This window comes from Streptomyces sp. NPDC058685, from assembly GCF_042714725.1.
Lineage (GTDB): Bacteria > Actinomycetota > Actinomycetes > Streptomycetales > Streptomycetaceae > Streptomyces.
In genome coordinates this window covers 23091-44192 of the sequence record NZ_JBHXSL010000030.1, presented here as the reverse complement: position 1 = coordinate 44192, position 21102 = coordinate 23091, and the positions used below count along the sequence as shown (strand labels likewise).

Annotated in this window: 21 protein-coding genes; 18 read left to right on the top strand and 3 right to left on the bottom strand. The window is 71.0% G+C overall.

What is annotated here, in order from left to right; translation table 11 throughout:
• The first annotated feature begins 5 nt into the window (after nucleotides 1-5).
• The 10 genes from ACFWU3_RS23040 to ACFWU3_RS22995 all read left to right on the top strand — a co-directional run bounded on the left by ACFWU3_RS23040 (nucleotide 6) and on the right by ACFWU3_RS22995 (nucleotide 9731).
• Nucleotides 6-974 carry an NADPH:quinone oxidoreductase family protein gene (locus ACFWU3_RS23040; protein ID WP_384440613.1) on the top strand — a complete coding sequence of 323 codons (969 nt, stop codon included), beginning with the start codon at nucleotides 6-8 and terminating at the stop codon, nucleotides 972-974.
• Entirely contained in the window at nucleotides 971-2152 is a 1182-nt protein-coding gene (locus tag ACFWU3_RS23035) for an acyl-CoA dehydrogenase family protein (protein WP_384440610.1), read from the top strand. The genes ACFWU3_RS23040 and ACFWU3_RS23035 overlap by 4 nt, the downstream gene beginning before the upstream one ends.
• Nucleotides 2149-3255, top strand: coding sequence for an acyl-CoA dehydrogenase family protein (locus tag ACFWU3_RS23030; RefSeq protein ID WP_384440607.1), 1107 nt, complete (start codon nucleotides 2149-2151; stop codon nucleotides 3253-3255). The genes ACFWU3_RS23035 and ACFWU3_RS23030 overlap by 4 nt, the downstream gene beginning before the upstream one ends.
• A 107-nt stretch (nucleotides 3256-3362) precedes the next feature.
• On the top strand, nucleotides 3363-4961 hold the full coding sequence (locus tag ACFWU3_RS23025; RefSeq protein ID WP_384440604.1) for an ABC transporter substrate-binding protein: 1599 nt from the start codon (nucleotides 3363-3365) through the stop codon (nucleotides 4959-4961).
• 23 nt (nucleotides 4962-4984) lie between these two features.
• Nucleotides 4985-5950 (top strand): ABC transporter permease, encoded by a 966-nt coding sequence (locus ACFWU3_RS23020; RefSeq protein WP_352208580.1) that lies wholly within the window; start codon nucleotides 4985-4987, stop codon nucleotides 5948-5950.
• Nucleotides 5943-6809, top strand: a complete 867-nt coding sequence (locus ACFWU3_RS23015; protein ID WP_384440601.1) for an ABC transporter permease — start codon at nucleotides 5943-5945, stop codon at nucleotides 6807-6809. The genes ACFWU3_RS23020 and ACFWU3_RS23015 overlap by 8 nt, the downstream gene beginning before the upstream one ends.
• A 38-nt stretch (nucleotides 6810-6847) precedes the next feature.
• Entirely contained in the window at nucleotides 6848-7765 is a 918-nt protein-coding gene (locus ACFWU3_RS23010; RefSeq protein WP_384440768.1) for an ABC transporter ATP-binding protein, read from the top strand.
• The gene (locus tag ACFWU3_RS23005; protein ID WP_384440597.1) at nucleotides 7758-8417 is read left to right on the top strand and encodes an ABC transporter ATP-binding protein; all 660 of its coding nucleotides are present in this window, start codon (nucleotides 7758-7760) and stop codon (nucleotides 8415-8417) included. The genes ACFWU3_RS23010 and ACFWU3_RS23005 overlap by 8 nt, the downstream gene beginning before the upstream one ends.
• A 136-nt stretch (nucleotides 8418-8553) precedes the next feature.
• Nucleotides 8554-9417: a phosphatidylinositol-specific phospholipase C/glycerophosphodiester phosphodiesterase family protein gene (locus ACFWU3_RS23000; RefSeq protein ID WP_384440594.1), complete on the top strand. Its 864-nt coding sequence runs from the start codon at nucleotides 8554-8556 to the stop codon at nucleotides 9415-9417.
• A gap of 119 nt (nucleotides 9418-9536) precedes the next feature.
• Entirely contained in the window at nucleotides 9537-9731 is a 195-nt protein-coding gene (locus ACFWU3_RS22995) for a hypothetical protein (protein ID WP_313942687.1), read from the top strand.
• Nucleotides 9732-9764: 33 nt separating this feature from the next.
• On the opposite strand, the gene ACFWU3_RS22990 is transcribed toward ACFWU3_RS22995, so the two are convergent.
• Entirely contained in the window at nucleotides 9765-10121 is a 357-nt protein-coding gene (locus ACFWU3_RS22990; protein ID WP_384440591.1) for a DUF779 domain-containing protein, read from the bottom strand.
• 296 nt (nucleotides 10122-10417) lie between these two features.
• Between ACFWU3_RS22990 and ACFWU3_RS22985 the strand changes: the two genes are divergently transcribed.
• The 7 genes from ACFWU3_RS22985 (at nucleotide 10418) to ACFWU3_RS22955 (ending at nucleotide 16927) form a co-directional block, all read left to right on the top strand.
• Nucleotides 10418-12505, top strand: coding sequence for a SpoIIE family protein phosphatase (locus ACFWU3_RS22985; protein ID WP_384440588.1), 2088 nt, complete (start codon nucleotides 10418-10420; stop codon nucleotides 12503-12505).
• 252 nt (nucleotides 12506-12757) lie between these two features.
• Nucleotides 12758-13936, top strand: a complete 1179-nt coding sequence (locus tag ACFWU3_RS22980) for an MFS transporter (RefSeq protein WP_384440765.1) — start codon at nucleotides 12758-12760, stop codon at nucleotides 13934-13936.
• Between the two features lie 18 nt (nucleotides 13937-13954).
• Nucleotides 13955-14644 carry a YoaK family protein gene (locus ACFWU3_RS22975; protein ID WP_384440585.1) on the top strand — a complete coding sequence of 230 codons (690 nt, stop codon included), beginning with the start codon at nucleotides 13955-13957 and terminating at the stop codon, nucleotides 14642-14644.
• A 67-nt stretch (nucleotides 14645-14711) separates the two neighbouring features.
• Nucleotides 14712-14888, top strand: coding sequence for a hypothetical protein (locus ACFWU3_RS22970; protein WP_313942684.1), 177 nt, complete (start codon nucleotides 14712-14714; stop codon nucleotides 14886-14888).
• Nucleotides 14889-15041: 153 nt separating this feature from the next.
• The gene (locus ACFWU3_RS22965) at nucleotides 15042-15455 is read left to right on the top strand and encodes a hypothetical protein (protein WP_384440582.1); all 414 of its coding nucleotides are present in this window, start codon (nucleotides 15042-15044) and stop codon (nucleotides 15453-15455) included.
• A 119-nt stretch (nucleotides 15456-15574) separates the two neighbouring features.
• Nucleotides 15575-16369 carry an SDR family NAD(P)-dependent oxidoreductase gene (locus ACFWU3_RS22960; RefSeq protein WP_384440579.1) on the top strand — a complete coding sequence of 265 codons (795 nt, stop codon included), beginning with the start codon at nucleotides 15575-15577 and terminating at the stop codon, nucleotides 16367-16369.
• Nucleotides 16370-16480: 111 nt separating this feature from the next.
• The gene (locus ACFWU3_RS22955; protein WP_384440575.1) at nucleotides 16481-16927 is read left to right on the top strand and encodes a nitroreductase family deazaflavin-dependent oxidoreductase; all 447 of its coding nucleotides are present in this window, start codon (nucleotides 16481-16483) and stop codon (nucleotides 16925-16927) included.
• Nucleotides 16928-16981: 54 nt separating this feature from the next.
• On the opposite strand, the gene glpK is transcribed toward ACFWU3_RS22955, so the two are convergent.
• Nucleotides 16982-18499: a glycerol kinase GlpK gene (glpK, locus tag ACFWU3_RS22950; protein ID WP_384440572.1), complete on the bottom strand. Its 1518-nt coding sequence runs from the start codon at nucleotides 18497-18499 to the stop codon at nucleotides 16982-16984.
• A 342-nt stretch (nucleotides 18500-18841) separates the two neighbouring features.
• Complete coding sequence (locus ACFWU3_RS22945; RefSeq protein WP_384440569.1) at nucleotides 18842-19774, bottom strand: kinase; 933 nt, start codon at nucleotides 19772-19774, stop codon at nucleotides 18842-18844.
• Between the two features lie 284 nt (nucleotides 19775-20058).
• Here ACFWU3_RS22945 and ACFWU3_RS22940 point away from each other — a divergent pair, with 284 nt between their 5' ends.
• Complete coding sequence (locus ACFWU3_RS22940; protein ID WP_384440567.1) at nucleotides 20059-21063, top strand: pyridoxal-phosphate dependent enzyme; 1005 nt, start codon at nucleotides 20059-20061, stop codon at nucleotides 21061-21063.
• Nucleotides 21064-21102 lie beyond the last annotated feature (39 nt).

Here is a 21102-nt window from a genome sequence, read left to right as displayed (position 1 = left end):
CGGAAATGCAGGCATGGCGAGTGCACCGGAACGGCGAGCCGAGCGAGGTGATGCGGCTCGAAGAGGTGGACCGGCCCACGCCGGGCGACGGGCAGCTCCTGCTGAAGGTCCGCGCCGCGAACATCAACTTCCCCGACGCGCTGCTGTGCCGCGGCCAGTACCAGGTGCGTCCGCCGCTGCCCTTCACGCCGGGCGTGGAGATCTGCGGCGAGACCGAGGACGGCCGCCGGGTCATAGCCAACCCCGCCCTGCCGGACGGCGGACTCGCGGACTACGTGGTGGCCGACGCCGCTGCCGTGCTGCCCGCCCCCGAGGCGCTCGACGACGCCGAAGCCGCCGCCCTGCACATCGGTTACCAGACCGGCTGGTTCGGGCTGCACCGCCGGGCCGCGCTGCGGGCGGGCGAGACCCTGCTCGTGCACGCGGCCGCGGGCGGTGTCGGCAGCGCCGCCGTCCAGCTCGGCAAGGCCGCCGGCGCCCGGGTGATCGGCGTCGTCGGCGGCGAGGACAAGGCGCGCGTGGCCCGGGAACTCGGGTGCGACGTCGTCGTCGACCGCCGCACCGAGGACATCGTCGCCGCCGTCAAGGAGGCGACCGGTGGCCGGGGCGCCGACGTGATCTACGACCCGGTCGGTGGTGACGCGTACGCCAAGTCCGCGAAGTGCGTCGCCTTCGAGGGCCGCATCCTTGTCGTCGGTTTCGCGAGCGGCACCATCCCGAGCCCCGCGCTCAACCACGCGCTGGTCAAGAACTACTCGATCGTGGGCCTGCACTGGGGCCTGTACAACCAGAAGGACCCGGCCGCGATCCTCGCCTGTCACGAGGAACTGACCAGGCTCGCCGCCGATGGCGCCGTCAAGCCGCTGATCAGTGGACGGGTCGCGATGAAGGACGCCGCCGACGCGGTCCAGCGCGTGGCCGACGGCACCACCACCGGTCGTCTGGTGGTCATTCCGGAAGGAGCCGCCCGATGACGGACGCCGCTGAACTGCGCACTCGTGCCGAGGAGTTGCTGGCCGCACATCCGCCGGCCACCACCGACCGCACCACCTTCCTCAAGGCCCGCTTCGACGCCGGCCTCGCCTGGGTCCACTACCCGAAGGGCCTCGGCGGACTCGACGCGCCGCGTTCTCTTCAGGCCGTCGTGGACGCCGTGCTGAACGCCGCCGACGCGCCGGACAACGACCCGCGCCGTATCGGCATCGGCCTCGGCATGGCCGCCCCGACGATCCTCGCGTACGGCTCCGAGGAGGTGAAGGAGCGCTTCCTGCGGCCGCTGTGGGTCGGCGACGAGGTCTGGTGCCAGCTCTTCAGCGAGCCGGGCGCGGGCTCCGACCTCGCGGCGCTCGGCACCCGCGCCGTGCGCGACGGCGACGACTGGGTGGTGAGCGGACAGAAGGTGTGGACCTCCAGCGCCCATGTGGCGCGCTGGGCCATCCTCATCGCCCGCACCGACCCCGATCTGCCCAAGCACCGCGGCATCACCTACTTCATCTGCGACATGACCGACCCCGGCGTCGAGGTACGTCCGCTGCGCCAGATCACCGGCGAGGCGGAGTTCAACGAGGTCTTCCTCTCCGATGTGCGCATTCCCGACGCCCACCGCCTCGGTGCGGTGGGCGAGGGGTGGAAGGTCGCACAGACGACCCTGATGAACGAGCGCGTCTCCATCGGCGGCAGCCGCATCCCCCGCGAGGGAGGCATGATCGGCCCCGTCACGCGGACCTGGCGCGAGCGTCCCGAACTGCGCACCCACGACCTGCACCAGCGTCTGCTGACCCTGTGGGTCGAGGCGGAGGTCGCCCGCCTCGCCGGCGAACGGCTGCGCCAGCAGCTCGTCGCAGGCCAGCCGGGCCCCGAGGGCAGCGGCATGAAACTCGCCTTCGCCCGGCTCAACCAGGAGATCAGCGGCCTGGAGGTCGAACTGCGCGGCGAAGAGGGCCTGTTGTACGACGACTGGACCATGCGCCGGCCCGAACTGGTCGACTTCACCGGCCGTGACGCCGGCTACCGCTATCTGCGCTCCAAGGGCAACTCGATCGAGGGCGGCACCAGCGAGGTGCTCCTGAACATCGTCGCCGAACGCGTACTCGGGCTGCCGTCCGAGCCGCGCAACGACAAGGACATCGCCTGGAAGGACCTCGCCCGATGACGAAGGCGCCGACGCGGAGCACCCAGCCCGATCTGCTCTACTCCGAGGCCGAGGACGACCTGAGGGCAGCCGTCCGGTCCCTGCTCACCGACCGCGCCGACACCGCGGCGCTGCTGACGCGGGCCGAGGCCGGCACGCCGTACGACGCGGGCCTCTGGAAGGCGCTCGCCGCCGACATGGGCGCCGCGGGGCTGCTCGTTCCGGAGAAGCTGGGCGGCCAGGGCGCGAGTCACCGTGAGGCGGCCGTGGTGCTCGAAGAACTCGGCCGCCAGGTGACTCCCGCGCCGTATCTGACCAGTTCGGTCATCGCGACCGAGGTGCTTCTCGCGCTCGACACGGAAACGCCGGAGGTCGCCGACCTGCTGGCCGCGCTGGCGTCCGGCCGCACCGTGGCCGTGCTCGCCGTCCCGCTGTCGGCCTCCCCGTACGGCCCGCTCGCCGCGGGTGGGTCCCGGGTCTCGGGTGTCGCCGACGCGGCGGCCGCCGATGTGTTCCTGGTGCTGCGCTCCGACGGCCTGTACGCGGTCGAGGCCGGGGAAGTGGGCGTCGAGGCGCAGACGCCGCTCGATCTGACGCGGCCACTCGCGGCCGTGACCGTCTCCGGTACCGCGGCGGCCACCCGGCTCGCGGACTCCGACGCCGCGGAGGCGGCGGTCCGCCGTGGACTGCTCGCCGGGGCCGGGTTGTTGGCCTCCGAGCAGCTCGGCGTCGCCGAGTGGTGCTTGGAGGAGACCGTCCGGCACACCCGCGAGCGCCATCAGTTCAACCGGCCGATCGGCTCCTTCCAGGCGCTCAAGCACCGTATGGCGCAGCTGTGGCTGGAGGTCGTCTCGGCGCGCGCCGCGGTCAGGAACGCCGCCGACGCCCTGGCCACCGACAGCCCGGAAGCGGCTCTCGCGGTCGCCGTCGCCCAGGCGTACACCTCCCGGGTCGCGGTGCACGCGGCCGAGGAGTGCGTCCAACTGCACGCGGGCATCGGAATGACCTGGGAACACCCCGCCCATCTCTACCTCAAGCGGGCCAAGTCGGACTCGATCGCCCTCGGTACCGCGGGCAGCCACAAGGACGCTCTGGCCGAACTGGTCGACATCGAGGCTCCCTAGGCCGTCCCCGCACCGCCTTGCGGACCTGTGTGGTCCGCTCCCCTTGGCGTGCTGTTTAATTGCGCATCGTTCGCAATAACAGTGGATCTTCATTAGGGGAGTGGGTCATGTCCGCCCGATCGATACGAGGGCTGGCCGCGGCGACGCTGGCCGCCGCGCTGACCGTCGGCGCGGCGGCCTGCTCCAACCCGGACAGCGGTGCGGCCGGCAAGAACGGCGACGGGGAGTCCGCCGTCGTCGGCATCGCGTACGAGCCCGAGAGCCTCAGCCCGCTGCTGGGTTACGGCAAGGACGGCAACGCGAAGATCTTCGACGGACTGCTGGCCCTCGACCGCGGGATGAACCTCAAGCCCGCACTCGCCGCCGCGCTGCCGAGAATCAGCGAGGACCGGCTGACGTACACCTACAAACTGCGCCGGGGCGTGACGTTCAGCGACGGCAAGCCGTTCGGTGCCAAGGACGTCGTCTTCACCTACCGCACCATCCTGGACAAGAAGACCAACAACGCCTCCAAGTCCGAGCTCGACGCCATCAAGGACGTCAGGGCGACCGGCGAGGACACCGTGGTCTTCACGCTGAAGTACCCCTACGCGCCCTTCGCCGAGCGCACCGTCCTGCCCATCGTTCCCGAGCACGTCGTGGCCGGACAGGACGTCAACACCGGCCCGTTCACCACCAAGCCGATCGGCACCGGGCCGTACGTCCTCACCGGATGGTCCAAGGGCGAGAAGATCAGCCTCAAGGCGAACCCCCACTACTGGGGCGGCGAGCCGAAGGTGAAGAAGTTCACCATGGCGATCATCAAGGACGACGACGTCCGCGCCACGCGACTGCGCGCGGGCGACCTCGACGGCGCGATCCTGCCGCCCAACCTCGCCAAGGGCTTCAAGGGCGACGGGGCGAAGAAGACCTACGCGGCCACGACGTACGACTACCGGACCGTCACGCTGCCGACCCACAACAAGGTCGCCGGAGACACCGCGATCCGTCGGGCGCTCGATGTCGCCGTCGACCGGCAGACCATGGTCGACAAGATCCTCGAGGGTGCCGGCAAGCCCGCCTACGGCCCCGTCCCCACCGGCAGCGAGTGGTTCACCCAGGGCACCGAGCGCCCATACGACCTGGCCCGGGCGAAGAAGATCCTCGACGACGCCGGCTGGAAGCCCGGCAAGAGCGGGATCCGCGAGAAGAACGGCGTGCGGGCCGCGTTCCCGCTCTGGTACCTCGCCGGTGACAAACTCCGCCAGGAACACGCCCTCGCCTACGCCTCCGACGCCAAGAAGGCCGGCATCGCCGTCACCACGCAGGCCGGCACCTGGGAGGTCATCGAGCCGCGGATGAAGGACGACGCGGTCCTCGCCGGCGGCGGAGCCCCGGCGGACCCCGACTTCGACCAGTACCTGCTGCTGACGTCCTCGTTCGGCGGCGACGGCTTCAACAACATGGCCCGCTACGACAACCCGGCCGTCGACGCGGCCCTGGTCGAAGGCCGCAAGAGCGGCGACAGGACCGTGCGCAAGGCGGCCTACGACACCGTTCAGCGCGAACTGGTGAAGAACCCCGGCTACACCTTCCTCACCCACATCGACCACCTCTACGTCGTCGCCGACCGCTGGGACGGACTGACCACCCAGGTCGAGCCGCACGACCACGGGCTCGCCTCCGGCCCCTGGTGGAACGTCGAGGACTGGACCCCGAAGCAGTGACCCGCCGCCTTCCCTGGGAGGCGATGGCGCGGATGGCGGGGCGGCGGGCACTGTTCGCCGCCCCCGTGCTCCTGGTCGTGACCTTCGGTGTCTTCGCCGTCGCCGCCGCATCTCCCTTCGACCCCGTCAAGGCGTACACCGGCACCGCCGGACTGACCGCCACCCAGGAGAACCTGGACCAGATCCGCGCCAATCTCGGTGTCGACCAGCCCCTCGTCACCCGCTGGTGGAACTGGCTGATGTCCGCGCTCCAGGGCGACCTGGGGAACTCCAGCGTCCTGCGCAGGCCCGTCGCCGAGGTCGTCGGCGAGCGGATCGGCTGGTCGGCGCTCCTCGCCGTCACCGCGTTCGCCGTCGCCATCCTGCTCGGCACGGCACTGGGCGTGCTGGCCGCCCGCCGCCGCGGCGGCTGGCTGGACCGCTGCGTCAGCTCGGCCGCCTACACCCTCGAAGCGGCACCCGCCTTCTGGCTCGGACTGCTCGCCATCTGGTTCTTCGCTCTCGAACTGGGCGTCCTCCCGGCCGGCGGACTCACCGACACCGCCAGCGACGTCGTCACCTTCGGCCAGGTCGCCTCGCACCTGGTCCTGCCCGCGGCCGTCCTCGGCATCTCCCAACTGCCGTGGTTCTTCCTGTACGTACGCCAAGGGGTCGCCGACGCGCTCGACGAGGACCCGGTGCGCGGGGCCCGCGCCCGCGGACTCGGCGAGCCGACCGTCCTGCTCGGTCACGCCCTGCGGTCCGGCATGCTGCCGATGCTCACCCTCATCGGCTCGCGCGTGCCCGAACTCATCACGGGCGCGCTGCTCGTGGAGACGGTCTTCAGCTGGCCCGGCATCGCCGCCGCCACTGTCCAGGCAGCGACCTCGGTCGACTTCCCGCTGCTGGCCGCGCTCACGGTCCTCGCCACCGCTGCCGTGCTCGCCGGCAACCTCCTGTCCGACGTGCTGTACGGACTCGCCGACCCGAGAGTGGGCTTCGATGGCTGAGGCAGTGTGGCGCAGTCGCGGGCGCACCCGGCGCTCCACCCGCACCGTCCGGGTCTCCGTGTCCGCCGTCGTGGTGGCCGCGGTCGTCCTCGCGGTGCTGGTCGTGCCGCCGATCGCGCAGCTCGACGAGCAGGCGGTCGATCTGTCGATGAAGCTGCAACCGCCGTCGCTCGCCCACCCCTTCGGCACCGACGACGTGGGCCGCGACCTGTTGCTGCGGTGCGTCTACGGACTGCGGATCTCGCTGCTCGTGGGCGTCGTCGCGGCGCTGGTCGCCACCGTGATCGGCACCCTGGTGGGCTCCGCCGCCGCGGCCTTCGGCGGCTGGACCGACCGGCTGGTGATGCGGCTCGTGGACACGTTCGCGTCCGTGCCCCATCTGCTCCTCGGCATCTTCATCGTGGCGATGTTCCGCCCCGGGGTCTGGCCGGTGATCGTGTCCGTCGCGCTCACCCACTGGCTGTCCACCGCCCGTATCGTCCGTTCGGAAGTGCTGTCCCTGCGCTCCCGGCCGTACATCGACGCGGCGATCTCCGGCGGTGCCTCACGATGGCGCGTCACCGCCCGGCACTTGCTGCCGGGAGTGCTGCCGCAGGCCGGTCTCGCGGCCGTCCTGATGGTCCCGCACGCCATGTGGCACGAATCCGCGCTCTCCTTCCTCGGGCTCGGACTGCCGGCCCACGAGGCGAGCCTCGGCAACCTCGTCCAGTCCGCCCGCGGTTCCCTCCTCGCCGGCGACTGGTGGCCCACCCTCTTCCCCGGGCTGTTCCTGATCGTCCCGACGCTCGCCGTGGCGGGCCTCGCGGGCGCCTGGCGGGAGCGGATCAACCCGCGCCGGCGATCGGAGCTGATGCTGTGACCGTCCTGTCCGTACGGGACCTGTCCGTACGCTTCCGGATGCGCGGCGGCCGGCACATCGCGGCCGTCACCGGAGCGACCTTCGACCTCGCCGCGGGGGAGTGCCTGGCCCTCGTCGGCGAGAGCGGCTGCGGCAAGTCCGTGCTCGCCTCCGCCCTGCTCGGCCTGCTGCCGGGCAACGCCCAGACCGCCGGCACCGCGACCGTCGACGGTGTCGAACTGCTCGGTGCCGACGAGCGGACCCTCGCCCGTACGGTGCGCGGGCGCAGGATCGGCCTCGTCCCGCAGAGCCCGGCCGCCCATCTCACCCCGGTCCGTACCGTCGGAGCACAGGTGTCGGAGACGGTGCGCGCGCTCACCGGCACACCGCGCGGCGAACTGCGCAAGGCCGCCGTCGCCGCGGCCGAGCGAGCCGCCTTTCCGGCCGGACACCTCGACCGCTACCCGCACGAGCTGTCCGGCGGCCTCGCCCAGCGGGCCGCGACGGCGCTCGCTCTCGTCGGCGACGCGCCCCTGCTCCTCGCCGACGAGCCGACCACCGGACTCGACCGCGACCTGGTGAACCGCACGGCCGACGAACTCCGCCGCCACACCGACGAGGGGCGCGCCCTGCTGATGATCACCCACGATCTGGCGGCGGCGGAGCGTATCGCCGACCGGGTCGCCGTGATGTACGCCGGGAGGATCGTCGAACTCGCGGACGCCGGCGCCTTCTTCGGCAGCCCCGGACCCCGCCACCCCTACGCCCGAGGGCTGCTCGCCGCGCTCCCCGAACGGGACTTCGTCCCCGTCCCCGGGCTGCCGCCGGAGCTGGGTGACCTGCCGACCGGGTGCGCCTTCGCCCCGCGCTGCGAGCGCGTGAGCGAACGCTGCGGGACACAGCCCGTTCCTGACGGGGGAGTCGCGTGCCACCACCCCGTGAACGCCCCCGACGACCGGGAGCCCGCCCGTGTTTGAACTGCAGGAGATCACCGCCGGGTACGACCGCGGCCGCCCCGTCGTACGCGACGCCTCGCTCACCCTCGCGCCCGGTGAGGCGGTCGGTCTCCTCGGCCCCAGCGGTTGCGGCAAGTCCACCCTCGCCCGCGTGGCCGCACTGCTCCACCGGCCCTGCAGCGGCCGCGTGGTCATCGACGGCGAGGCCGCCCGCGGCTGGCGGCACACCGCCCCACGGGCCCAGCGCACCGCCATCGGCGTGGTCTTCCAGCAGCCGAGGCTCTCCGCCGACCCCCGGCTGCCGCTGCGCGACCTGATCGCCGAACCGCTGCGGGCGACCGGCAGACGCGACGAAGCCGTCCGGCGGACCCGGGAACTGGCCGACCGGGTGGGACTCACCGGGGAACTGCTGGGCCGGCGACCGCACGAGGTCAGTGACGGTCAGCTGCAACGCGCGTGTCTCGCCCGGGCGTTGGTGCTCGAACCGCGCTGGCTGATCTGCGACGAGATGACCGCCATGCTCGACGCCTCGACAACGGCCGCGCTGGTGGCGGTCGTCGAGCACTACCGCCGTGAACAGGGCGCCGGCCTCCTCGCCGTCGGCCACGACCGGACCCTGCTGGAGCGCTGGTGCGACCGGACGGTGCACTGGTCCGAGGCATGGACCCACTGAGCCGCGCCAGGCGGTGCGCCCGGCACGGTCACCAGGTGACGGATGGCCGAACTCTTGGTGCAGCACTGCCGATCAGCGACGGGCCGGGCTGATACTCGGGTGTCCCTCCCGACCCCACGAGCCCGGAGGCACCACTGTGCTGACCACCCGTCGCAGAGCCGTCACGACCCTCGCCGCCGCGCTGGCCGGCGCCGTCGCCGTACCCGCCGCCGCGCAGGCGGCGGAGAACCACGGTGGGCGGCACCGCCCGCGGCCGCTGCGGCAGGCGCACGCCCACAACGACTACCTGCACGAACGGCCGCTCCACGATGCCCTGTCGCATGGATTCACCAGCCTGGAGGCCGACATCTTCCTGGTGAACGGCGAACTGCTCGTCGCGCACACCCCGGAGGAGCTCGACCCCACCCGCACTCTGCGTTCGCTCTACCTCGACCCGCTGATGGCGCGCGTGCGAGCCAACCACGGCTCGGTGTACCGCGGTTACGACAAGCCGGTGCAGCTGCTGGTCGACATCAAGACCGACGGCGTCGCCTGCTACCTCGAACTCGACCGCCAACTGCGGCGCTTCAGCCGGATGCTGACCGCCTACACGCACGGCCGGGTCCGCCCGGGCGCCGTCACCCCGGTCGTCTCCGGGGACCGCGCGGCGCGCGTGCCCATGGAGGCCCAGCGGCAGCGGTACGCGTTCTACGACGGCCGGCTCGACGACCTCGGCACCGCCGCGCCCGCCTCCTTCATCCCGCTGATCTCCAGCAACTGGACATCGAGTTTCACCTGGCAGGGCATCGGCCCCTTCCCCGCGGCCGAACGCGGCACGCTGCACTCGCTCGTCTCGGCGGCCCACGACCGTGGTCAGCGCGTCCGCTTCTGGGCCACACCCGATGTGCCCGGCCCGGCCCGCGACGCCGTCTGGTCCGAGCTGCTCGCCGCGGGCGTCGACCACCTCAACTCGGACGATCTGGCGGGCCTCGAAACCTTTCTGCGCAGGCGCGGCCGGTAGCCGGACGCTCCCGCAGACTGCACCCGTACGGCGGACACGCCAGTCGGCCGTACGGGCCCTCCGCTGCGCCAGACTGACGGCCGAATGCCGCGGATCCGGCGCGGCGGAGGAGGTTGACGATGGCTGTGTCGATTTCGGTCGTACTGCTTCTGGTGGTCCTCGCGGTGATCTTTCTGCGCAACGGCGGACTCAAGCTCTCGCACGCGATCGTGTGCTGCCTGCTCGGCTTCTTCCTCGCGGGCACGAGCATGGCGCCGACGATCAGCGAGGGCGTCGCCGCCACGGCCGAGGTCGTCAGCAGTCTGCGGCCCTGAACCGGCCCCGAAGCCGCCGGCGCACCCGCGCGGTCAGGCGCCGACGAGATGTGACCGGATCAGGAACCGCACCCCCTCCGGGGCCTCCAGCGAGAATCCGCTGCCGCGGCCCTCGACGACATCGACGACGAGCCGTGTGTGGCTCCACCGTTCGTACTGGCTCCTGGAGATCCAGAACGAGATGTCCTCCTCGACGCCCTCCACCCGGAGGTCCGCGAGAAGGATGTCGGAGGACCCCGTACGGAACTCTCCCTGCGGGTAGCACATGGGGGCGCTGCCGTCGCAGCAGCCGCCCGACTGGTGAAACATCAGCGGTCCGTGCATGCCCCGCAGTCGCCGCAGCAGATCGGCGGCGGCCGGGGTCAGCTCCACGCGCGGGGTCTCGGTCATGAGCCGAGCGAAGCACGGGAGAGGTTGCAATCCCGTTGCAGGACGCCCGGCTGATCCTTCGGACGGCAACCAGGGTTGTCATACCTGTGGAATCCAGCCATACCACTGGTGCAGGATGGTCCGCGCCTGCATCGTTGGTGATCCTCTCCCGCCCGGCGGGGGAGCGCCCGCCGGATGCGGCCTCCGCCTGGCCGGAGGGACGATGGGAGGGTCCCTGGAGGGGCACACTGATGCCGAGGCCCGGAGTGGGTACAGAGCGCCTCAAGAGGTGACGACAGGCGGACGGAGGTCGTGGGATGCGCGCTGCGGAGCCTTCCCCTGACCCGGTGGAGGGGGCTGTGCGTCCCGGGAGCATCACGTCCGAGTCCGGCGGCCTGATGGATGTCCTGAACGTCGCCGCCATCATGCTGGACGCCGAGGGCAAGATCGCGCTGTGGAGCCCGCAGGCGGAGAAGCTCTTCGGGTACAGCGCCGAGGAGGCCCTGGGGCGGCCCGCCGCCCGGGTCATGGTGCACGAGCAGCACCATGAGCTGGTGCAACGGCTGTTTGCCGAGGTCATGGGCGGTGAGGGGAACTGGGCGGGAGTCTTTCCCGTACGCCACAAGGACGGCACGTCCCTGCTGGTGGAATTCCGCAACATGCGGCTGGAGGACGACCGCAAGCACCTCTACGCCCTGGGGCTGGCCACCGAGCAGTCCACGTTGCGGCAGGTGGAGCGGGATCTCGCGCTGTCGACCCGGCTCATCGCCCAGTCCCCGATCGGCCTCGCCGTCGTCGACTCGGAGCTCCGGTACATCACCGTGAATCCGGCCCTGGAGCGCATCAACGGTCTCGCCGCCCACGAGCATGTGGGACGGCACGTCCGGGAGGCCCTGCCGTTCCTGGACACCGTGTCCATAGAGGCCGATATGCACGAGGTACTCGCCACGGGTGTCCCCATCCTCGACCGCGAGTCCGTCGGACACACCCCGGCCGATCCCGAACACCAGCACGCCTGGTCCGTCTCCTTCTACCGCCTGGAGTCCTCGAACGGGCGTGTGCTCGGACTCGCCGTGTCCGTCGTGGACGTCACCGAGCGTCATCGGGCCACCAGCGAGGTGGCCGCTGCCCGCCGGCGCCTCACTCTTGTGGCCGATGCCTCCATGAGGATCGGCACCACCCTCGACCTCGACCGGACCGCGCGGGAACTCGCCGAGGTCTCGGTGCCCGATCTCGCCGACGTGGCGGCGGTGGACGTGCTCGACAGCGCCCTGAACGGCCGCTCGGGGGGCGTGGTGCACGACGGCCCCGCGACCTTCCGCGCGCTGGCCGTGGCCGCGGCCTTCTCCACCGACGCCATACGCGCCGCCGACCAGCCCGGCGAGGTCGCCCGCTACGAGGTCGACCGGCTGGTCACCCACTGCGTGAACACGGGCCGCCCGGTCCGCGTGTCCCATGTGGACGAGGACGATCTGCGGCGGATCGCGCGCAGTCCCGAAGCCGCCGAACTGCTGGCCGCCGCGGGTGTGCACTCCTACATGGCCGTGCCCCTGATCGCCCGCGGTGAGGTCCTCGGCGCCCTCGACCTGAAGCGCACCCGCAACCCCGAACCGTTCAACGCCGACGACGAACTCCTCGCGGGGGAGCTGGCCGCGCGGGCCGCCGTCTGCATCGACAACGCACGCTGGCACCGGCAGGTGCGCAACACCGCGCTCACCCTCCAGCGCAGCCTGCTGCCGCAGCAGCCGTCGGACCAGCCCGGTCTGGAGATCGCCAACCGCTACGAGCCCGCGCAGGCCGCAAGCGAGGTGGGCGGCGACTGGTTCGACGTCATCCCGCTGAGCGGCGAGAAGACCGCGCTCGTCGTCGGCGATGTGATGGGCAGCGGTATCCATGCCGCCGTCACCATGGGCCAGCTCCGTACCGCCACCCGCACCCTGGCCGAACTCGACCTCGCACCCGACGAGGTGCTGCGCCACCTCGACCGCATCACCGACCGGATGGGCCAGACCATCACCACCTGCGTGTACGCGGTCTACGACCCCCACCAGGCCCAGTGCCTCATCTCCACCGCCGGACATCTGCCACCGGTTCTGGCCCGTCCCGGCCGGGCGCCCGAACTGCTCGACCTGCCCACCGGCGTACCGCTCGGCGTCGGCGGCTTCCCCTACCGCACCACCACCTTCGACCTGCGCCCGGGTGACGAGCTCGTCCTCTACACGGATGGTCTGGTGGAGACCCGGGACGAGGCCATCGACGTCCGGCTCGACCTCCTCCTGTCGCTCCTCGGCGCGCCCGAACGATCCCTGGACGCCACCTGCGAAGTGCTGCTGCAGACGCTGCGGCAGCCGGGGGACCACGACGACGTGGCGCTCCTCATCGCCCGCGCCCGCACCCATCCCTGACAGAGCCGCCGCGGCCGACGGCCTCGACACAACAGCCGCGCCCGCTCTGCCGGACCCCATCACCGCGCCCGCTCTGCCGGACCCCATCACCGCGCCCGCTCCGCCGGATACAGCAACCGCACCCGCCGTACCCGGCGGAGGCGTCGCGCCCGCCCCGCCACCGTCAGGCGCACGGCCGCCCCGGACGTGCCCCGCGGCTCACCGCCCCCTACCGTTCACCCTGTGAGTGATCGCCTGAACACGCAGCCGGACCTGCGCCGCGGCGGCTACCTCCGGGCCGCCGGGATCTTCGCGGTGTGCATGGCGGGTACCACACTCCCCACCCCGCTCTACGGCCTCTATCAGCAGGAGATCGGCTTCTCGGAGCTGATCGTGACGGTCGTCTTCGCCGTCTACGCCTTCGGCGTCATCGGAGTCCTCCTGCTCGCGGGCAACATCTCCGACACCGTCGGCCGCAGACCCGTCCTGTTGTGCGGTCTCGTCCTGGCCGCGCTCAGCGCGGTGTGCTTCCTGGGCGAGAGCGGACTGCCCCTGCTCTTCCTCGGCCGGTTCCTGTCCGGGCTGTCCGCCGGTCTGTTCACCGGTGCCGCGACCGCCTTCGTCATGGAATGCGCACCGCCGGGCAAGGAGGGCAGAGCCGCCTTCGCCTCGACCGCGGCCAACATCGGCGGACTGGGCTGCGGTCCGCTGCTGGCGGGACTGCTCGCCGAGTACGCGCCGTGGCCCCTGAAGCTCCCCTTCCTCGTCCATCTCGCCCTGGTCGCCGTGTCGTTCGTGGTTCTCTGGTTCCTCCCCGAGACCGTGCGCGGGCCGAAGCCGCTGCGTGTCGCCCGACCGGAGCGGCCCAGCCTGCCGCCCCGGGTGCGCGCCGTGTTCGTACCGGCCGGCCTCGCCGCGTTCGTCGGCTTCTCGCTGCTCGGCGTGTTCACCTCGGTGAGCCCCGCGTTCCTCGCTCAGAGCCTCGGTGTGGAGAACCTCGCGGTCGTCGGGCTCATCGTCTTCCTGGCCTTCTTCGCCTCCACCGCCGGACAGTTGCTGGTGCCGCGGCTCGGTGTGGCCCGGGCGCTGCCGGTCGGCTGTTTCACTCTCATCGCCGGGCTCGCCCTGCTGGCCGGCGCCCTGGCCTCGGACCTGCTGGCGCTCGTGGTCCTCAGCGCGCTGGTCGGGGGAGCGGGCCAGGGGCTCGCATTCAGAGGCGCCGTCGCCTCGGTCGCGAGCGCGGCTCCCGAGGAGCACCGGGCCGGGGTCATCTCCTCGCTGTTCGTGGTCGCCTACACGGGCATCTCGATTCCCGTCATCGGCATCGGCGTCCTCGCCGAACCGCTCGGCCTGGAGGACGCGGGCCTGGTCTTCATCTGCTGCATGGTGCTGCTCGCCGGATCCGCCGGCGTCTATCTGCTCCGCCCTCCGGCGGACCGCGCACGCGTCTGACGAGCCGGGAGCCGTCGTATGGCACATGACACGGACCCGTGGCTCACGGAGCCGCACCATCTGTTCGCCTCGGCCCCGGTGCTGCTCCTGACCCTGGCGACCGGCGCCGTCGACGCCATCAGCTTTCTCGCCCTCGGGGGCGTCTTCACCAGCGTCATGACGGCGAACCTGGCCCTCCTCGGCCTCTCCGTCGGAAGCTGGGAGCTTCCGCTGGCAGGCCACTCGCTGCTGGCGATCGCGGGCTACGTCTGCGGTGTGCTCATCGGGAGCCGTATCACCGTGCGCAGCTCCGGTGCGCGGTGGACCGGTGCCCGCTGCGCGCTGCTCGTGGAGACCGTCGTCCTGTGCGGCGCGACCGTCGCCTGGGCGCTGTGGAGCGGCGCCCCGCACAGCGGCGGCAGGCTCGCCCTGCTCACCGTCATGTCCGTGGCGATGGGAGCGCAGGGCGGGGCCGTGCGCGCCGCCGGGGCACCCGGGCTGTCGACGACCTATCTCACCGGCGCTCTGACGGGTGCGCTGACGAGCCTCATGACCACCGGCCGGCTCCAGTGGGACAACGCGGTCCTCGTCGTCTTCCTGATGGCGGGCGCGGCGCTGGGCGGGCTGATGCTCACTCAGGCCCGGCCCGCGGCCGTCGGTTTGCCGACGGCTCTGGTGGCGGCCGCACTGGTCCTTTCCTTCGTCGTCTCGCCGCCGCGGCGCACCTGAAGGGAAACAGGTCTCTTTCTCGCTGCGCGGGGCACACGGTCCTCACCGATTCGAGGGGAGAACCTCCATGCTTGGCATCGCAGCAGCTGTGCTGTTCTTCATCGCGTTCCTCATCAACGCGGCGGAGATCTCGACGAACGACACGTTCACCGCCACCAACATCATGCTCATCGGCCTGATGTTGCTGGGTCTTCAGGTGGCGGGGATAGGAAGCAGCTGGTCGACGCGCAGCCGCAGACGTTGACCTGAGTCAGTGCCAGGAAGGGGGCGGACCGGAGCACCGGTCCGCCCCCTTCCTGTGCGCTCCGGACCGGCGGCAGACCGGAAGGTGTACAGGGCACGACAGCCGGATGACGGACATCGGTTTTCAGCGCCGATACGGGGTTACCCGAGCCCCATGACTGAATCGAACAAGCGAGTAGCCACAGCGTCGAAGAACGAACACGTCAATGCCGCGCGAGCTGCGGGCGGGCGGGCCAAGCAGGCTTCGTCCCGGGCCGCGGACGCCGCGTCGGAAGGTGCGAACGAGGCGGGGAACGCCACGGCGTCGGCCCTCGCGGGCGCCGGGAAGTCGGTCACCACGACTCTGGGGTCGGCCTCCAAGACGGTGGGCAGTGCGGCCGGTACGGCGACGAAGGCGGTGGGCGCGGCAGCCGGTACGGCCTGGCTGTTCATGAAGGCCCGCACCCTGCTCGTCGCGGGCGGTGGCGCGAGCGCCGTCGCGGTGGGCGCGGCGGCCTTCGCGGTCGGCCGGCGTTCCGCACGACGCGGTTTCGGCCCCGTGACCCGTGCGACCGGTGGCCGTATCTGACGTCTCCGCACGCGGCAATCCGCGTCGGCCTCGTACCGTGCACCGGGGACGAGGCCGGCGCGGGTTCCCGCGCGTGGCGAAGCCGATCCGCTCCGCGGAGATATGAGAGCGTGCGACGCGTGCACATTGATCTGAGCAGCCGGACGGCGGTCGTCACCGGATCGTCCCAGGGCATCGGACTCGCCATCGCCACGGGCCTCGCACGGGCGGGTGCGAGAACCGTTCTCACCGGGCGGGGCGAAGAGCGTCTGCGGCAGGCCGCGGGCAGCCTGATCGAGGCGGTGCCGGCGGCCGACGTGGCGACCGTGACCTGCGACCTGACCACCGAGGAGGGCGCCGGGCTGCTGGGCGAGGCCGTCCCCGACGCCGACATCCTCGTCAACAACCTCGGCATCTTCGGCCCCACCGACGCCCTGGACATCACCGACGACCAGTGGCGCGAGTACTTCGAGACCAACGTCCTCAGCGCCGTGCGCCTCATCCGCGCCTATCTGCCCGGGATGAAGGAGCGCGGCTGGGGCCGGGTCCTGAACATCGCCAGCGACTCCGCGCTCGTCGTTCCGGTCGAGATGATCCACTACGGCATGTCCAAGACGGCCCTGCTGGCCGTCTCGCGCGGCTTCGCCAAGGACGCGTCGGGCGCCGGTGTCACGGTGAACTCCGTCATCGCGGGACCCACCCACACTCCGGGTGTGGAGGACTTCGTGTACGAGCTGGTGGGCCGGGACAGACCCTGGGACGAGGCGCAGCGCGAGTTCATGCGGCTGCACCGTCCACAGTCCCTGCTGGGGCGGCTGATCGAGCCCGAGGAGATCGCCAACCTGGTCGTCTACCTCAGCTCCCCGCAGGCGTCGGCGACCACCGGCGCGGCTGTCAGGGTCGACGGCGGGTACGTCGACTCCATCGTCCCCTGACCGACCCCTTGGACACCCCGTGCCGCACGCGCATCCGGGATGATCCCGGACGCGCGGCGCGTTGAACAACTGCCCAGAGACCAGACCTTGACCGACGACGGGATGGATGCCATGCCTCTTGAGGGTGAGTACGAGCCGAGCCCGGAGAAGTGGGTGCGTGACCAGGTGGAGCTCTTCGAGAGCTCCGGGGGCTCCAAGGGCACGACGCTGCGAGGGATGCCGGTCATCATCCTGACCACTCGCGGCGCCAAGAGCGGCAAGATCCGCAAGTCCCCGCTGATGCGGGTGGAGCACGAGGGCGAGTACGCCGTGGTCGCCTCGCTGGGCGGGGCGCCGAAGCACCCTGTCTGGTACCACAACGTGGTGGCCGATCCCCGGGTGGAGCTTCAGGACGGCGCCGTGCGCCAGGACATGACGGCTCGTGAGGTGACCGGCGAGGAGAAGGCCGTGTGGTGGGCCCGCGCGGTCGAGGCGTACCCGGACTACGCGGATTACCAGAAGAAGACGGACCGGGAGATCCCCGTCTTCGTGCTGGAGCGGGTGCCCGAGCGCCACTGACGGCCCGTCCGAAGGCCGTCAGTGGCGCACGCGCACCCGCCCAGGGGTGTCGGTCTATTCGACCTTGGCCCAGTCGAGCGTGCGCTCGACGGCCTTCTTCCAGCCCGCGTAGCCCTCCGCCCGCTGGTCCTCGGACCACTGCGGCTCCCAGCGCTTCGACTCCTGCCAGTGGGTGCGCAGTTCGTCGGTGTCGCGCCAGAAGCCGGTGGCCAGGCCGGCCGCGTAGGCGGCGCCGAGCGCGGTGGTCTCGGCGACGACCGGACGGCTGACCGGTACGCCGAGGACATCGGCCTGGATCTGCATGCACAGGTCGTTGGCGGTCACACCGCCGTCGACCTTGAGCACGTCGAGGTGGACGCCGGAGTCCTGCTCCATGGCTTCCACCACGTCGCGGCTCTGGTAGCAGATGGCTTCGAGCGTCGCCCGCGCCAGATGCCCGTTGTCGTTGTACCGGGCGAGGCCGACGATCGCGCCGCGGGCGTCGGAACGCCAGTACGGGGCGAACAGGCCGGAGAAGGCGGGGACGAAGTACATCCCGCCGTTGTCCTCGACCGTGCGGGCCAGTGTCTCGCTCTCGGCGGCCGTCTTGACGATCTTCATCTGGTCGCGCAGCCACTGGACCGCGGAACCGGTGACCGCGATGGAGCCCTCCAGGGCGTAGACCGCAGGGCTGTCGCCGAACTGGTACGCCACCGTGGTGAGCAGGCCGTGCTCCGAACGCACCAGCTCCGTACCGGTGTTCAGCACCAGGAAGTTGCCGGTGCCGTAGGTGTTCTTGGCCTCACCCGGCGAGTAGCAGACCTGGCCGACGGTCGCCGCCTGCTGGTCGCCGAGCACGCCCGCGATGGGGATGGCCTCACGCAGGGGCCGCGAGGTACGTGTCTCGCCGTAGGCATCCGCGCTGGAGGACGGCTTGATGCTCGGCAGCATCGACCGCGGGATGTCGAAGAATCCCAGCAGTTCGTCGTCCCAGTCCAGCGTCTCGAGGTTCATCAGCATGGTGCGGCTGGCGTTGGTCACGTCCGTGGCGTGGATGCCGCCGTCGGGGCCGCCGGTGAGGTTCCACAGCACCCAGGCGTCGGTGTTGCCGAAGATGGCGTGGCCCTGATCCGCGGCTTCACGGACGCCGTCGACGTTCTCCAGGATCCACTGGATCTTGCCGCCGGAGAAGTACGTCGCGGGCGGCAGACCCGCCTTGCGGCGGATGACGTCACCCTTGCCCGAGCGCTCCAGGGCGGCGGCGATGGAGTCGGTACGGGTGTCCTGCCAGACGATCGCGTTGTAGTAGGGGCGGCCGTTGCGCGGGTCCCAGACGACGGTCGTCTCCCGCTGGTTGGTGATACCGATCGCCGCCAGGTCGGCCGGCGACAGATTTCCGTGCCGGAGGGCGTTCTGGATCACCGAGTTGGTGCGCTCCCAGATCTCGACGGGGTCGTGCTCGACCCACCCCGATCGGGGAAGGATCTGCTCGTGCTCCAGTTGATGCTTCGCCACTTCGTTTCCGGCGTGGTCGAAGATCATGAAACGGGTGCTGGTGGTTCCCTGATCCACCGCGCCGACGAAGTCCGCCATGGCCGTGCCGCCTCTCCTGTCGGATGGGCTGGGGTTTGGCCTCCGCGTGGTGCGCGGAGGGCTCGGTCAGCCTTCCGGGGCCGGAACGCGTCCGGGAAATCGCCCAGCCATGGGAGCCTGCTTCCGCCGGTTCGGGACCGGTCGTCGACTGCCCGGGTTGTCCAGAAAACAGCGTAGAACGGACCGCGGTGATCCGCGCGCGATGGGATGCGGTCCCGCCCTGTGCGGGGGTGCGCGGATGGTGCCTGACCGGAAAGGCGCAGGTCAGGTGCTTCTCGCGGGAGGTCCTGCACGGCGAGGGCTGTGGCGGTCCGTGCGCTCGACGGCCTCACGGATGTGGGTTCACGCGGGAAGCGTGTGGCTCGTTGTCGTGCGGAGGGTGTTCGGGAAGCTGAGAGTCCGGTACACCGAGACGCCTCCTGCCAGTTCCGTGCACGCCCGCGCCGCGGCGGTGGCGCGATGCGGGCACGCGGGGTCCGCGGCGTCCAGCAGTACGCCCAGCGTCGTGCCGCTGTGGCCCACGGCGACGCCCAGTCCGCCGACCTCGCGGCAGATCTCCCGCATGCGCTCCAACGACCGTTTGTGCCGCAGGGTTTGGTTCATCAGGGCGCTGCGCGTGGCGACCCGGCCGACCTCGGTCAGGTCGCGGGAGCGGATGGCGCCGGCGAGCCGGTCCAGCAAGCGCGCGTAGTCGTGCCGCTGCGCCGACGTGAACGGCTTGGGAATGCGATTGAAGGCGACCGTGTCGACCGCTCCGCCCTCGTCGATCCCCACCACGGTCATGGCCGGCAGGGAGCCGAGGACGGCGCGCAGGCGCACGCTGCGGTGGTGGAAGGCGACGATGCCCGGGTAGAGCACACCGTCGGTGGGCTCGATGCGCGCCAGGAGTCGCTCGATCCGCGCGGGGGGCATGGCGATGCCCAGCGCCTGCCCCACGGCCCGTGCGGTCGCCACCAGGTCGGCCGATGAGCTGGCGAGCCCCTTGCCCTCCGGGATGACGCTGGTGACGGTCAGTACCCCGCCGGTCGGCACCCCGCTTGCCGGCAGTGGAGCCCGCTCGACGATGGTGCGTGCCAGCCGGAGTGCCTTCTGCTTGTGCGCGGGCCGGACCACCACCTCGCTCATCCGCGGATCCGGGCGGAAGGTGGCTCTCGTCCAGCGCGCGACGGGCAGGGTGACGAGGAAGTCCCCGTCCTTCTCCGGCAGCACGCCCTGGAGCAGCTCGCCGAAGGTCCCGAAGGCGGTCCCCACGCCACTGCCGATCGTCCCTCTCATCGGTCGCGCACGTGGCGGACATCGTCGGACCCCGGCCTCCTGGGTCGGCTTCACGGGACTCCTCCTCGGTGGCGCTCATACGAAAGTGATAATCGTTTCTATCTGAGTCCGGCGCTGCGGGGCAAGCCCGGGGCGTGAGCCGCAATCGGTCTTGACAATCATTTTCAATTAGTGTGATGCTCTCGGCTCGATCCGGTCGTCACCAGGCGACGGGGACACCGACACCGTTCAGACCTACCTGCTCAAGCGGCCTCGGCTCAGAGGCGGCTGACAGGAAGACGGGCATGCACACACACATAGCTGAAGCGATCAAGAAACCCGATCTCATCTCCCTGCGGCCGGACGTGATCTGTCTGCGGTTCGAGACGATGAAGATCTACTCGGCCCTGGGGGCGGTCCGCCATCTCCTGGAGTCGGGTGCCGTCGAACCCGGTGACACGCTGGTCGACAGCTCCAGCGGTATCTACGCACAGGCGCTTGCGCTGGCCTGTCACCGCTACGGAATGAAGTGCCACATCGTGGGATCCACGACGGTGGACCGCACCCTCCGCACGCAGTTGGAGATCCTCGGCGTCACGCTGGAACAGGTCCGGCCGTCGACGAACCTGCGTCTCGACCAGGAACTGCGGGTGCGGCGCATCGCCGAGATCCTGGAGGCGAACCCCTCGTACCACTGGATGCGGCAGTACCACGACTCCATCCACTACCTCGGCTACCGCGATGTCGCCGACACGATCGCCCGGGAGGTCCCCGACGGCCCGCTGGCCCTGGTGGGCGGTGTGGGCTCGGGCGCCTCGACCGGCGCCATCGCCACGTATCTGCGCGAGGCCGGCCGGGACGTGTCACTCGTCGGCGTACAGCCGTTCGGCAGCGTCACCTTCGGCTCGGACCAGGTGTCGGACCCGGACATGATCATTGCCGGGATCGGCAGCGCCATCCCGTTCCGGAACGTCCGGCACGAGCTGTACGACAGGATCCACTGGGTCAACTTCGACTGCGCACTCTCCGGCGCTGTCGAACTCCTGCGGAGCAGCGGCATCTTCGCCGGCCTCTCGGCCGGTGCCGCGTACCTGACCACTCGCTGGGAACGCACCCGGGACGCTTCCCGCACCTATGTCTTCGTCGCGGCCGACACGGGCCACCGCTACGTCGAGAGCGCCTACGCCCGGCATACGGAAGCCCCGGACATCGACACCCTCGAGCCGCACGAGATCACCTCGCTCGACGAGCTGAGACACCCCTGGTCGACGACCTCCTGGTCCGACCTCCCTGTTCCGCACGGGAGTTGAGTACGCCGCATCCCCCTGGCGGCCCGACTCTTCGCACCG